This is a genomic window from Pseudomonas sp. S2_A10, from assembly GCF_054668465.1.
In genome coordinates this window covers 3743681-3757574 of the sequence record NZ_CP162773.1, presented here as the reverse complement: position 1 = coordinate 3757574, position 13894 = coordinate 3743681, and the positions used below count along the sequence as shown (strand labels likewise).

The following is a 13894-nucleotide window of genomic DNA, read 5'->3' as shown; positions in this document are numbered from 1 at the left end:
ACAAGGCGGGCTTTTTGTGGTGTCTGGCGTTCAGTTCCAGATACCGAATATGGCGCAGCGGACGGGACTCGAACCCGCGACCCCCGGCGTGACAGGCCGGTATTCTAACCGACTGAACTACCGCTGCGCGAAACGCTTGAAACGAATGGTGGGTGATGACGGGATCGAACCGCCGACATTCTGCTTGTAAGGCAGACGCTCTCCCAGCTGAGCTAATCACCCTTCGCTTCGTTACGGGGCGTATTATGCCACAGGTTTTCGTAAAGTGTTGATTTAATTGAATATTTTCAAAAAAATCTGAAAACCGGTGAAACGATACATCCCGCGGGTACAACCTTGAGACAGAAAAAAACCCGCCTCAGCGGGTTTTTCCGTGGTGACCTGGCGTTCAGTGGTCCAGGTTACCGAATATGGCGCAGCGGACGGGACTCGAACCCGCGACCCCCGGCGTGACAGGCCGGTATTCTAACCGACTGAACTACCGCTGCGCTAAACACTTGAAACGAATGGTGGGTGATGACGGGATCGAACCGCCGACATTCTGCTTGTAAGGCAGACGCTCTCCCAGCTGAGCTAATCACCCTTCGCTTCGGTGTGGCGCGCATTCTACGGAGCACCCCAACCTCTGGCAAGCACTTTTTTAAATAATTTTCCGAGGCCTTCCAAAGGCTTAGAGAAGGGTTGGCCTATGCCCCGGCGAAGACAATAATGCCCCCCTTTGTATAAAGGAGTGACTCGCCCCATGTGGTTCAAGAACCTGCTGATCTATCGCCTGACCCAAGACCTGCCTGTCGATGCCGAGGCGCTGGAAACTGCACTGGCGACCAAACTGGCGCGGCCGTGTGCAAGCCAGGAGCTGACCACTTACGGTTTCGTTGCACCGTTCGGCAAGGGCGAAGATGCGCCGCTGGTGCACGTCAGCGGCGATTTCCTGCTGATCTCTGCGCGCAAGGAAGAACGCATTCTGCCGGGCAGCGTCGTGCGTGACGCGGTCAAGGAAAAGGTCGAAGAGATCGAAGCCGAGCAGATGCGCAAGGTCTATAAGAAGGAACGCGACCAGATCAAGGATGAAATTATCCAGGCGTTTCTGCCGCGCGCGTTCATCCGTCGTTCGTCGACCTTCGCCGCGATCGCGCCGAAACAGGGCCTGATCCTGGTCAACTCGGCCAGCCCGAAACGCGCCGAAGACCTGCTGTCGACGCTGCGCGAAGTGATCGGCACCCTGCCCGTGCGTCCATTGACCGTGAAAATGGCACCGACTGCGGTGATGACCGAGTGGGTCACCACGCAGAAAGCCGCCGACGATTTTTATGTACTGGACGAGTGCGAACTGCGCGACACCCACGAAGACGGCGGCATCGTCCGTTGCAAGCGTCAGGACCTGACCAGCGAAGAAATCCAGCTGCACCTGAGCACCGGCAAAGTCGTCACTCAGTTGTCGCTGGCGTGGCAGGACAAACTGTCGTTCATGCTCGACGACAAGATGACCGTCAAACGCCTGAAATTCGAGGATCTGCTGCAGGATCAGGCGGAACAGGACGGTGGCGATGAAGCCCTGGGCCAACTGGATGCCAGCTTCACCCTGATGATGCTGACCTTCGGCGACTTCCTGCCGGCGCTGGTTGAAGCGTTGGGTGGGGAAGAGATGCCGCAGGGGATCTGACCCTGACGAGCATCTAACCTGTGGGAGCGAGCCTGCTCGCGAATGCGGTGCGCCAGCAACATTAATGTATCTGGCTCACCGCTTTCGCGAGCAGGCTCGCTCCCACAATGTTTTGTGGTGTAACCAAAAATAAGGATCAAGCCATGCGCGCACTGGCTGCACTCAGCCGCTTTGTCGGCAATACCTTCGCTTACTGGGTTCTGATATTCGCCGTCGTGGCCTTCCTGCAACCGGCGTGGTTCATCGGCCTGAAAAGCGCGATCGTACCGCTGCTGGGTCTGGTGATGTTCGGCATGGGCCTGACCCTCAAGCTCGACGACTTCGCTGCCGTCGCTCGCCATCCGTGGCGGGTGGCGCTGGGCGTGGTTGCGCATTTCGTGATCATGCCCGGTGTGGCGTGGTTGCTCTGCCAGGTGTTTCACCTGCCGCCGGAAATCGCCGTCGGGGTGATTCTGGTCGGCTGCTGCCCGAGCGGCACCTCTTCGAACGTGATGACCTGGCTGGCACGCGGTGATCTGGCGCTTTCAGTGGCGATTGCCGCGGTCACTACCCTCCTCGCCCCACTGTTGACCCCGGCACTGATCTGGCTGCTGGCCTCGGCGTGGCTGCCGGTATCGTTCATGGAGCTGTTCTGGTCGATCCTGCAAGTGGTGCTGTTGCCGATCGTTCTCGGCGTGGTCGCGCAGCGTTTGCTCGGCGACAAGGTGCGGCATGCGGTGGATGTGTTGCCGCTGGTATCGGTGGTCAGCATCGTGATTATCGTCACCGCCGTGGTCGCGGCGAGTCAGGCGAAAATCGCCGAGTCCGGCCTGCTGATCATGGCGGTGGTGATGCTGCATAACAGCTTCGGCTATCTGCTCGGCTACTTCACCGGGCGCCTGTTCGGCTTGCCGCTGGCGCAGCGCAAGTCGCTGGCACTGGAGGTCGGCATGCAGAATTCGGGACTGGGCGCGGCATTGGCCAGTGCGCACTTTTCGCCACTGGCGGCGGTGCCGAGCGCGCTGTTCAGCGTCTGGCACAATATCTCCGGGGCGCTGCTGTCGACGTACTTCCGGCGCATGAGCGAGAAGGAAGACCGCGACAACCTCGCGCAACGGGCTGTCGACTGAGGCTGAAAACTTGATCCCCGGGTTAATGCTCGTCACTATATTGCGCAACGCGGGGACGACCCTGCGGCTCGATCGAGTCATTCATCTGGGGACGACCCCGTCAATCGATGGAGGTCCTGCATGTCCTGGATCATTCTGTTTTGCGCCGGCCTGTTCGAAGTCGGCTGGGCCGTCGGCCTGAAATACACCGACGGCTTCACCCGCCCGCTTCCCACCGCCCTCACCGTTGCCGCCATGGCCATCAGCCTTGGTTTGCTCGGTCTGGCGATGAAGGAATTGCCATTGGGTACGGCGTATGCGATCTGGACCGGCGTAGGTGCGGTGGGTACGGTGATCGCCGGGATCATTTTGTTCGGCGAGTCGATGGCATTGATTCGGCTGGCCAGTGTGGCGTTGATCGTCACCGGTTTGATCGGGCTCAAGGTCAGCGCTTAAGCCACCAGCCCCATCGCTGGCAAGCCAGCTCCCACAAGATTGGTGTACACCATCGAACCTGTGGGAGCTGGCTTGCCAGCGATGAGGGCCGTCCAGTCAACAACTATCTGACGGATCCGCGCAACTCCCCCACCAACACCTGCAACTTCGCCGGCTCGGTCCCTTCGGTAATCGCCGGCCCCGCCACCAGCGTCACCCGCGACCACAAGCGATGGAACAAACCCTTATTCGGATCGCGACTGAAGAAACTCCCCCACAATCCTTGCAGCGCCAGCGGAATCACCGGCACCGGGGTCTCTTCGAGAATCCGCGTCACGCCGCCGCGAAACTCGTTGATCTCGCCATCGGCGGTCAATTTGCCTTCCGGGAAAATGCACACCAGCTCACCGTCCTTCAGATACTGAGCGATGCGTGTGAAGGCTTTTTCGTAGATCTGGATATCTTCCTGGCGTCCGGCAATCGGAATAGCGCCCGCCGTGCGGAAGATAAAGTTCAGTACCGGCAAGTTGTAGATCTTGTAGTACATGACAAAGCGAATCGGCCTACGCACGGCGCCGCCGATGAGCAAGGCGTCAACGAACGACACGTGGTTGCACACCAGCAGCGCCGCGCCTTCGTCCGGGATCGCTTCAAGGTTGCGGTGCTCGACGCGGTACATGGAATGGCTGAGCAGCCAGATCATGAAGCGCATGCTGAATTCCGGAACGATCTTGAAGATGTAGGCGTTGACGCCGATGTTCAGCAGCGACACCACCAGGAACAGTTGCGGGATCGACAGCTTGGCGACGCTCAGCAAAACGATCGAAACAATCGCCGACACCACCATGAACAACGCGTTGAGAATGTTGTTGGCGGCAATCACCCGCGCGCGTTCGTTTTCAGCCGTACGCGACTGGATCAGCGCGTACAGCGGGACAATATAGAAGCCACCGAAAATGCCCAGGCCAAGGATGTCGATCAACACCGCCCAGGTGTGCACGAAGCCCAGCACCGCAATCCAGCTATGGCCGCTGACGCTGTCCGGGATCCCACCGGAATGCCACCACAGCAACAGGCCGAACACGGTCAGGCCAAACGAGCCAAACGGCACCAGACCGATCTCGACTTTGCGCCCGGAGAGCTTTTCGCAGAGCATCGAACCCAGCGCGATGCCCACCGAGAACACGGTCAGGATCAGCGTGACCACGGTTTCGTCACCGTGCATCCATTCCTTGGCGTAGGCCGGGATCTGCGTCAGGTAGATCGCCCCGACGAACCAGAACCACGAGTTGCCGACAATCGAGCGTGACACCGCTGGCGTCTGGCCCAGACCGAGTTTCAGCGTCGCCCAGGACTGGCTGAAGATGTTCCAGTTCAGGCGCATTTCCGGCGACGATGCCGCCGCACGCGGAATGCTGCGGCTGGCCAGGTAACCCAGCACGGCAATGCCGACGATCGCGGCGGAGACTACCGGCGCGTAGTGCTCGGTCGACATCATGATCCCGGCGCCGATGGTCCCGGCGAGAATCGCCAGAAACGTGCCCATTTCCACCAGACCGTTGCCGCCGACCAGTTCGTCATCGCGCAAGGCCTGCGGCAGGATCGAATACTTCACCGGGCCGAACAGCGCCGAGTGCGTGCCCATGGCGAACAGCGCCACCAGCATCAACGACAGATGATCGAAGAGAAAGCCGATCGATCCTACGGCCATGATGGCGATTTCCGCGAGTTTGATCAGACGGATCAGCGCGTCCTTGGCGAATTTTTCCCCGAACTGCCCGGCCAGCGCCGAGAACAAGAAAAACGGCAGGATAAACAGCAGCGCGCAGAGGTTGACCCAGATCGAGCGGTCACCCTCGATGGTCAACCGATAGAGGATGGCGAGGATCAACGACTGCTTGAACACGTTGTCGTTAAACGCGCCGAGCGACTGGGTAATAAAGAAGGGCAAAAAGCGCCGGGTGCGCAACAGGTTGAACTGTGAGGGGTGACTCATCTTCCGTGTTTCCTGATGTTAGGTAGTGAGGCCTGGGTGCTTGTTATTGGAATCCCGCACCACGATCCAGGCCACACCTTACCTAAACTTTTCGGATTATTTCTTCAAACCTGCGATACACGGCGAGACAAACAGCTCGCCACGCCACGCGCCCTGCACGGTGCGCTTGCCGACGATCAGCCACATTGCCGCCAACAAAATCACCAGCGCCGTACCGAATACACTGAAAAATGTCAGGTTGAGGATACTTGCCAGTTTCAGCGTCGCCAGCGAATACACGCCCAATGGGAAGGTGAAGCCCCACCAGCCGAGGTTGAACGGAATGCCGTCACGCAGATAACGCACGGTGATCAGCAGCGCCATCAACATCCACCACAGACCAAAACCCCACAGCGTAATCCCCGCCACCAGGCCCAGGCCCGCAGCGATTTCACCGACGCCTGCCAGGCCATTGGCGGCAAAAATCGCTGGCGCCTCACCGCCCAACAGCAACATGCCCAGCGCACCGGTGCCGATCGGACCGAGGGCGAGCCAACTCGACGCGGCCATGTTTTCGTGAGGTAGCTTGTGCAGAGCCATACGCAACAACAGGATGGTCAGAATGCTGAACGCCACCGGCAGGGAGAAAGCCCAGAGCACATAGCTGGTGGTCAGTACGACGAGTTGCCCATGGGCGTCGGTCAGATGCGGGGCGAGCAAACCGCCGCTGGCCGCTGCTACTTCCGCCGCCACCACCGGCAGCAACCAGACCGCAGTCATCTGATCGATGCTGTGTTCCTGACGGGTAAACATCATGTACGGAATCAACACACCGCAGGCCAGCGACATCGCTACATCGATCCACCACAACACTTCAACGAGCTGAATGACACCGTCGCCCCAGCGCGGCAGCCCGAACAACAGAAAGCCGTTGATGATCGTCGCCAGGCCCATGGGAATGGTGCCGAAGAACATCGACACAGTGGAATGACCGAAAATCCGCCGCGCCTCGTCAAAGAACAAAATCCAGCGCGCGGCGTAGGCAGCAGTAAACAAGCTGAACAACAGAATGTTGAACAGCCACAGCCCCTCGGCCACGACGCGTAATCCGGGAATGGCCAGCGGCAACTGGGCCAGCGCCAATGCCAGCACACCGGTGCCCATGGTCGCGGCGAACCAGTTCGGCGTGAACTGGCGGATCACTTCACGCGGATGCTGAAGCTGGCTGAAAGGTTTGTAGCCGGGGGTGACACTGTTGGGGCAAATCATCATGAACTCCTGTCCTCTGGTGAGGTGGAGTCCATGGTAGATCCGAATCGAATATCGATATAACGGGTAATATCTCTAAATGTTATCTGTTTTGCAGATAAGTATCTACACGCGCTTAAGGAGCGCTGCAAACTCTGCCTGTCTGCGGACGCAGACTGAGCAGCAGCGCAGCCACGGCCAGCACGATCAATACAACGCCGTAACCATCAGTGGTCGCCAGCAACCCGAAACTGCGCGCCAGGTGCCCGGCAAGCAATGCCGGCAAACAGAACGCCAGATAACTGAGCACGTAATACGCCGACATCAACCCGGCTCGCTCGTGTGGCGAGGCCAGCGACACCAGACTGCGCACCGCACCGAGGAAACCGGAACCGAAGCCGCAACCGGCGACCAGGGTGCCAAAGAAAAACAGCGACAGACTGGCGCCATGCACACCGAGCAGAATCAGCACTAGCCCGATCGGCAGCAAGCTCGCGCCCAGCCGCAACGCCTGAGCGGCCGGACGATTGCGCATCATGAAAATCATCAACGCTCCGGTCACGGTGAGCGCCGCGACCGTAGCGCCGCCGATCAGATTGGAGGTAGAGCCAGTGGCGGTGCGCACCAACGACGGTGCCAGCGAGGCATAAAAACCTCCGAGCGCCCAGGTTGCGGTGTTCAGCGGCAGCACTCGCCACAACGTTGAACGCGCTTGCACCGGCACGTGCAGGGTCGGCCGCAACGACGCCAGCGCCCCACCCTGCCGCGAGTCACTTTCCGGCAGGCGCCAGACATAAACGCCCTGCAACACGAACAACGTCAACAGCAACCAATAGGTCAGCTGCAACGGCGCCGGTGCGAATTCTGCCAGCAAGCCACAGCCCAAACCGCCCAAAGCCATCCCGAGTAACGGCGCGACACTGTTGATCAGCGGCCCCTGCTGACGATCGGTGTCGAGCAGCGTTGCACTCAATACGGCAGTGGCCATGCCGGTGGCGAAACCTTGCAGCACCCGTGCGCTGATCAACCACGACACGCTGTCGGCATAAATGAACAGCAGCATCGCCAGCGCATTGAGCAGCACTGCACTGAAGATCACCGGTTTGCGTCCGAGATGGTCGGAAAGCGAACCAACCGTCAGCAACGCCGCCAACAGACTGAAAGCGTAAACGGCGAAGATCAGCGTCAACATCGCTGCCGAGAAATGCAGCTGATCCTGATACAAGTGATACAACGGCGTCGGCGCGGTGGAAGCGGCGAGAAAACTGAGTAAGGTGATCGCCAGAAACCACAAGCTCGACTGGTGGGAAGCGACACTATTTAAGGGGCTGGTCATGGGCATACTCCGCAAAAGCTAATTTTTTGCTTTTGCGCAGTGTGCTACCGCCCAGCGCTTAAAGCAAATTCTTTGTGTTAAGGTCTGCCGCATGGCTATTAAAGAAGGTTTACGCCCCGGGGGCCGCAGTGCCCGGGTACAAGAGTCGATTCATTCGGCTGTCAACGCGCTGCTGCAAGAGCAGGAACGTTCCACCGTGACCGTCCCGCAGATTGCCGCCCGCGCAGGGGTTACGCCGTCGACGATCTACCGCCGCTGGGGTGATCTGGCGGCATTACTCGCCGACGTCGCCCTCGCCCGCATGCGCCCGGACAGCGAACCGGCGAACACTGGCAGCCTGCGCGGCGATATCCGCGCCTGGGCCGAGCAATATCTCGACGAGATGAGTTCGGAATTCGGGCGCAACATGATGCGCGATGTGCAGGCCAGCGCTACGCCGGGCTATTGCGTGGCGATCATTGGTGCGCAGTTGCAGACCATTGTCGATCGCTATCCGGATGAAAACACACCGAGTGTCGATCGCTTGATCAATCTGATGGTGGCGCCGGTGGTGTTCCGGATTCTGTTTTCGGCCACGGCGCTGGAGGTGGATGAGTTGCATCGGTTGATCGATATTGCATTGCGGCAGGACTGACGCCTTCGCGAGCAGGCTCGCTCCCACAAGGGAATGCATTCCAGAAAGTGGGAGCGAGCCTGCTCGCGAAGAGGCCCGCCCGGGCACCACAAAAACCACCCGGTACCCCGCCTGCGACACCCCGCCACGCCACGACCTTGGTCGACACTGACTAACCGCCGCGCGCGTGCGAGACTGTCCGCCCGGGCAGGAGTGCCGGGGAGTCTTTTGTCGGGAGTGCTGCATGTCGTTGTCCACCGGGCTGATCGCCGTCGTTGCCCTGGCCTATATGGCCATCATGTTCGCCATCGCCTTCTACGGCGACCGTCGCAGCACGCCGTTGCCGCCACGGGTGCGCGCTTGGGTGTACAGCCTGTCGCTGGCGGTTTACTGCACCAGTTGGACGTTCTTCGGCGCGGTCGGTCAGGCGGCGGAACAACTGTGGTCATTCCTGCCGATCTACCTCGGGCCGATCCTGCTGCTGGTCGGCGCGCCGTGGGTCCTGCAGAAAATGGTGATGATCAGCAAACAGGAGAACATCACCTCCATCGCCGACTTCATCGCCGCGCGCTACGGCAAATCACAATCGCTGGCGGTGGTTGTGGCGCTGATCTGTCTGGTCGGCGTGTTGCCCTATATTGCCCTGCAACTCAAAGGCATTGTCCTTGGCGTGAACCTGCTGATCGGCGCCGGCGCCGATGCCATGGGCACCCGCGCCCAGGACACGGCGCTGATCGTGTCGCTGGTGCTAGCCCTGTTCACCATCGTTTTCGGTACGCGCAACCTCGACGCCACCGAACACCACCGTGGCATGGTGCTGGCGATTGCCTTCGAATCGCTGGTCAAGCTGTTCGCCTTTCTCGCCGTCGGCGCCTTCGTCACGTACGGCCTGTATGACGGTTTCGACGACCTGTTCAATCAGGCGATGCTCGCCCCGCGCCTTGAGGCGTACTGGAAGGAAACGATTAATTGGCCATCGATGGTGGTGCAGACCGGCGTGGCGATGATGGCGATCATTTGCCTGCCCCGGCAATTTCACGTCACCGTGGTGGAGAACATCGACCCGCAGGATCTGCGTCTGGCGAAATGGGTGTTCCCCGCCTATCTGGCTTTGGCCGCATTGTTTGTAGTACCGATCGCCCTTGCCGGTCAGATGATGCTGCCCAGCCACGTGCTGCCCGACTCGTTCGTGATCAGCCTGCCGCTGGCCCAGGCCCATCCGGCGCTGGCGATGCTGGCGTTTATCGGTGGTGCATCGGCAGCGACCGGCATGGTGATTGTCGCCAGCGTCGCCCTGTCGACCATGGTCTCCAACGACATGCTGTTGCCGTGGCTGTTGCGCCGCAATAACGCCGAGCGCCCGTTCGAAGTGTTCCGCCAGTGGATGCTCTCGGTGCGCCGCGTCAGCATCGTGGTGATTCTGCTGCTGGCCTACGTCAGTTATCGCTTGCTCGGCTCGACCGCGAGCCTGGCGACCATCGGCCAGATCGCTTTCGCGGCGGTAACGCAACTGGCGCCGGCGATGCTTGGCGCGCTGTACTGGAAACAGGCCAACCGCCGGGGCGTGTTCGCCGGCCTCGCCACCGGGACGTTTCTGTGGTTTTACACGCTGGTGCTGCCGATTGCCGCGCACAGTCTCGGCTGGTCGCTGGCGAGTTTCCCCGGCTTGGCGTGGCTGCACAGCAATCCGCTGAACCTGCCGATTACGCCGCTGACTCAAGGCGTGGTGCTGTCGCTGGCGGGTAACTTCACCCTGTTCGCCTGGGTCTCGGTGCTGTCGCGCACGCGGGTTTCCGAGCACTGGCAGGCCGGGCGTTTCATCGGTCAGGAAATCAGCGCGCGGCCTAATGCTCGTTCAATGCTGGCGGTGCAGATCGACGATCTGCTGCAACTGGCGGCGCGTTTCGTCGGCGAAGAACGCGCGCGGCAGAGCTTCATTCGCTTCGCCTACCGTCAGGGCAAGGGTTTCAACCCCAACCAGAACGCCGACAGTGAATGGATCGCCCATACCGAACGTTTGCTCGCCGGTGTCCTCGGCGCTTCTTCGACGCGCGCTGTAGTAAAAGCCGCCATCGAAGGTCGGGAAATGCAGCTGGAGGACGTAGTCCGAATCGCTGACGAAGCCTCGGAAGTGCTGCAGTTCAACCGAGCGCTGCTGCAAGGCGCGATCGAGAACATCACCCAGGGCATCAGCGTGGTAGACCAGTCGCTGAAACTGGTGGCGTGGAACCGGCGTTATCTGGAGCTGTTCAACTACCCCGACGGCCTGATCAGCGTCGGCCGGCCGATTGCCGACATCATTCGCTACAACGCCGAACGCGGTTTGTGCGGCCCCGGCGAAGCGGAAGTGCACGTCGCGCGACGCTTGCACTGGATGCGTCAGGGCCGCGCGCACACTTCCGAACGGCTGTTTCCCAATGGCCGGGTGATCGAGCTGATCGGCAACCCGATGCCCGGCGGCGGATTTGTCATGAGCTTCACCGACATTACCGCGTTCCGCGAAGCCGAACAGGCGCTGACCGAGGCCAACGAAGGGCTGGAACAACGGGTCAGCGAGCGCACCCAGGAACTGTCGCAACTCAACGTCGCGCTCACCGAAGCCAAGGGCAATGCCGAGGCGGCCAACCAGTCGAAAACCCGCTTCCTCGCCGCTGTCAGCCATGACTTGATGCAACCGCTGAACGCCGCACGGCTGTTCTCCGCCGCCCTCTCCCACCAGAACGAAGGCTTGAGCGCAGAGGCGCAGCAGCTGGTGCAACACCTCGACAGCTCGCTGCGCTCGGCGGAAGACCTGATCAGCGATCTGCTGGACATCTCCCGCCTGGAAAACGGCAAGATCAACCCGGATCGCAAAGCCTTCGCCGTCAACGAACTGTTCGACACCCTCGGCGCGGAATTCAAGGCACTGGCCCAAGAGCAAAAACTCACGTTCCGGGTGCGTGGCAGTCAATTGCGCATCGACAGCGACATCAAACTGCTGCGGCGGATTCTGCAAAACTTCCTCACCAACGCGTTCCGCTACGCCAAAGGCCCGGTGCTGCTGGGCGTGCGTCGGCGCGGTGGTGAGTTATGTCTGGAAGTCTGGGATCGCGGCCCGGGCATTCCGGAAGACAAGCAGCAGGTAATTTTTGAAGAATTCAAACGCCTCGACAGCCACCAGACCCGCGCCGAAAAAGGCCTGGGCCTGGGTCTGGCGATCGCCGACGGCTTGTGCCGCGTGCTCGGGCACACCCTGCGCGTTCGCTCCTGGCCGGGGCGCGGCAGTGTATTCAGCGTGACGGTACCGCTGGCGCGCACGCAAACGCCTGCGGCGAGCGCCACGGTCGAGCCAAACAGCAAAATGCTCAGCGGCGCGCAGGTGCTGTGCATCGATAACGAAGACAGCATCCTGATCGGCATGAACAGCCTGCTGAGCCGCTGGGGCTGCCAAGTGTGGACGGCGCGCAATCGCGAAGAATGCGCAGCGATATTGAATGAAGGCGTGCGGCCGCAACTGGCGCTGGTCGACTATCACCTCGACCACGGCGATACCGGCACAGAGCTGATGGCGTGGTTGCGCACGCGCCTGGGTGAACCCGTGCCCGGCGTGGTCATCAGCGCGGATGGACGCCCGGAGACCGTAGCGCAAGTGCATGCGGCGGGCCTGGATTATCTGGCCAAACCGGTAAAGCCGGCGGCGTTGCGGGCACTGTTGAGTCGGTATTTGCCGTTGTAGAAGGTAACCTTGCAGACGCCTTCGCGAGCAGGCTCGCTCCCACAGAAAAGCAAAGCAGCGAAGCTGCCCGCGGCGCAGCCGCCCCACTCAACAATGAGCGCAAGCTCGAGTGCTTTTGATCTTGATCCACCGGCGACGTCGGAAGGCTGAGTGGAGGGATTGATCCGGGCGTGGGAGCGCAGCGACCGTCTGGCGCAGCCAGACACAGCGGAAGGAGGTGCAGCGAAGCAAACCGTAGCCGCTGCGCCCGGATCGATCCCGGAGCGAAGGAACCCGAGCCTGCGAGGGCCGAACGCAGGAGCTAGCGTTTTTTGCTTACTTTTTTTGGCGCTTGTAAAAAAGTAAGTCGCCGTCAGGCGAAACCGCCAGCCGCCACGCCCGCAGCAACGGATATGCCCCCAATCAGCCCAAAAAACGACGCCTACTCAGGCAACTCAACCAACCCATCAACATCCGTCATCGCCCGCTCCAGCAAATCCGCCGGCAAGCTCTTGCTCGCCCGCGCCCCAAGCAACTTCAACTGCTCACTGCGGCTGACCAGATTACCGCGCCCCTCTGTCAGCTTGTTACGCGCTGAGCTGTAAGCCTTGTCCAGTTGCTGCAGACGATTGCCCACTTCGTCCAGATCCTGAATAAACAACACGAACTTGTCGTACAGCCAACCCGCCCGCTCAGCGATTTCCCGGGCATTCTGGCTCTGCCGTTCCTGCTTCCACAGACTGTCGATCACCCGCAGCGTGGCCAACAGCGTAGTCGGACTGACGATCACGATATTGCGGTCGAAAGCATCCTGAAACAGCGACGGCTCAGCCTGCAACGCAGCGGAAAATGCCGCTTCGATCGGCACGAACAGCAAGACGAAATCGAGGCTGTGCAGGCCTTCCAGGCGCTTGTAATCCTTGCCGGCCAAACCTTTGACATGATTGCGCAGCGACAACACGTGCTGCTTAATCGCGATCTGCCCCAACGTGTCGTCATCTGCCGCAACATACTGTTGATACGCGGTGAGGCTGACTTTCGAGTCGACCACGACTTGCTTGTCGCCGGGCAGATAAATGATTACATCGGGCTGGAAACGCTCACCGTCCGGGCCTTTGAGATTGACCTGGGTCTGGTACTCGCGGCCCTTCTCCAGACCTGCATGCTCAAGAACGCGCTCGAGGATCAGTTCGCCCCAATTGCCTTGGGTTTTCTGGCCCTTGAGCGCGCGAGTCAGGTTGGTCGCTTCGTCGCTCAGGCGCAGGTTCAATGCCTGCAAACGCTCCAGCTCCTTGGCCAGCGAGAAGCGCTCGCGGGCTTCGGCCTGATAGCTTTCTTCCACGCGTTTTTCAAAGGACTGGATGCGTTCTTTCAACGGATCGAGTAACTGCCCGAGCCGCTGCTGGCTGGTTTCGGCAAAGCGCTGCTCACGCTCATCGAAGATCTTGCCGGCCAGCTCGGCGAATTGCGCACGCAACTCATCGCGCGAGCCTTGCAGGTCGTTGAGACGTTGTTGATGGCTTTCCTGTTGTTCGCGCAGTTCGGCACTCAGCGAGGCAGCGTGGGCGTCGAGGCGGCGCAACTCAGCGTCCTTGTTGGCGCGTTCGAGGTTCCAGGCGTGGGAGGCATCGCGGGCGTCATCGCGCTCGATCTGCAGCAATTCAACTTCGCGGCGCAGGGCGGCGAGGTCTGCCTGTTTGGCGGCATTGGCCTGGCCGAGATCGGCGATTTCATCGCGGCTCGCTTCAAGCTGCCCGGTGAGGCCGTCCTGGGCCAGTTGCGCCATGGCCAGGCGCTCTTCGAGCAAGGCCAGATCGGCCTGGGCATTGCTGGCCCGGCGTT

General features: G+C 60.7%; 9 protein-coding genes and 4 tRNA genes. 5 read left to right on the top strand and 8 right to left on the bottom strand.

What is annotated here, in order from left to right; translation table 11 throughout:
* Positions 1–50 precede the first annotated feature (50 nt).
* The 4 genes from AB4N41_RS16970 to AB4N41_RS16955 all read right to left on the bottom strand — a co-directional run bounded on the left by AB4N41_RS16970 (position 51) and on the right by AB4N41_RS16955 (position 583).
* Positions 51–127, bottom strand: a tRNA-Asp gene (locus tag AB4N41_RS16970).
* A 19-nt stretch (positions 128–146) separates the two neighbouring features.
* A tRNA-Val gene (locus AB4N41_RS16965) sits at positions 147–222 on the bottom strand.
* Between the two features lie 189 nt (positions 223–411).
* Positions 412–488: transfer RNA gene (locus AB4N41_RS16960), tRNA-Asp, on the bottom strand.
* A 19-nt stretch (positions 489–507) separates the two neighbouring features.
* Positions 508–583, bottom strand: a tRNA-Val gene (locus tag AB4N41_RS16955).
* A 159-nt stretch (positions 584–742) separates the two neighbouring features.
* Between AB4N41_RS16955 and rdgC the strand changes: the two genes are divergently transcribed.
* The 3 genes from rdgC to sugE all read left to right on the top strand — a co-directional run bounded on the left by rdgC (position 743) and on the right by sugE (position 3207).
* Positions 743–1663: a recombination-associated protein RdgC gene (rdgC, locus tag AB4N41_RS16950; RefSeq protein WP_024012190.1), complete on the top strand. Its 921-nt coding sequence runs from the start codon at positions 743–745 to the stop codon at positions 1661–1663.
* A gap of 143 nt (positions 1664–1806) precedes the next feature.
* Entirely contained in the window at positions 1807–2772 is a 966-nt protein-coding gene (locus AB4N41_RS16945; protein ID WP_130900882.1) for a bile acid:sodium symporter family protein, read from the top strand.
* A gap of 120 nt (positions 2773–2892) precedes the next feature.
* Positions 2893–3207 carry a quaternary ammonium compound efflux SMR transporter SugE gene (gene sugE / locus AB4N41_RS16940; protein ID WP_041479526.1) on the top strand — a complete coding sequence of 105 codons (315 nt, stop codon included), beginning with the start codon at positions 2893–2895 and terminating at the stop codon, positions 3205–3207.
* 103 nt (positions 3208–3310) lie between these two features.
* Here the strand turns inward: sugE and AB4N41_RS16935 are convergent, their stop codons facing one another.
* The 3 genes from AB4N41_RS16935 to AB4N41_RS16925 all read right to left on the bottom strand — a co-directional run bounded on the left by AB4N41_RS16935 (position 3311) and on the right by AB4N41_RS16925 (position 7745).
* Positions 3311–5182 (bottom strand): MFS transporter, encoded by a 1872-nt coding sequence (locus tag AB4N41_RS16935; protein ID WP_041479527.1) that lies wholly within the window; start codon positions 5180–5182, stop codon positions 3311–3313.
* A gap of 96 nt (positions 5183–5278) precedes the next feature.
* Entirely contained in the window at positions 5279–6430 is a 1152-nt protein-coding gene (locus tag AB4N41_RS16930; RefSeq protein ID WP_252877717.1) for a TDT family transporter, read from the bottom strand.
* A gap of 115 nt (positions 6431–6545) precedes the next feature.
* On the bottom strand, positions 6546–7745 hold the full coding sequence (locus tag AB4N41_RS16925; protein WP_252877716.1) for an MFS transporter: 1200 nt from the start codon (positions 7743–7745) through the stop codon (positions 6546–6548).
* Positions 7746–7836: 91 nt separating this feature from the next.
* Between AB4N41_RS16925 and AB4N41_RS16920 the strand changes: the two genes are divergently transcribed.
* Both AB4N41_RS16920 and AB4N41_RS16915 read left to right on the top strand, forming a co-directional pair.
* On the top strand, positions 7837–8379 hold the full coding sequence (locus AB4N41_RS16920) for a TetR/AcrR family transcriptional regulator (protein WP_252877715.1): 543 nt from the start codon (positions 7837–7839) through the stop codon (positions 8377–8379).
* A 223-nt stretch (positions 8380–8602) separates the two neighbouring features.
* Positions 8603–12073 (top strand): hybrid sensor histidine kinase/response regulator, encoded by a 3471-nt coding sequence (locus AB4N41_RS16915; RefSeq protein WP_252877714.1) that lies wholly within the window; start codon positions 8603–8605, stop codon positions 12071–12073.
* Positions 12074–12494: 421 nt separating this feature from the next.
* Here the strand turns inward: AB4N41_RS16915 and AB4N41_RS16910 are convergent, their stop codons facing one another.
* The gene (locus tag AB4N41_RS16910) at positions 12495–13859 is read right to left on the bottom strand and encodes a DNA recombination protein RmuC (RefSeq protein WP_252878161.1); all 1365 of its coding nucleotides are present in this window, start codon (positions 13857–13859) and stop codon (positions 12495–12497) included.
* Between the last annotated feature and the right edge of the window lie 35 nt (positions 13860–13894).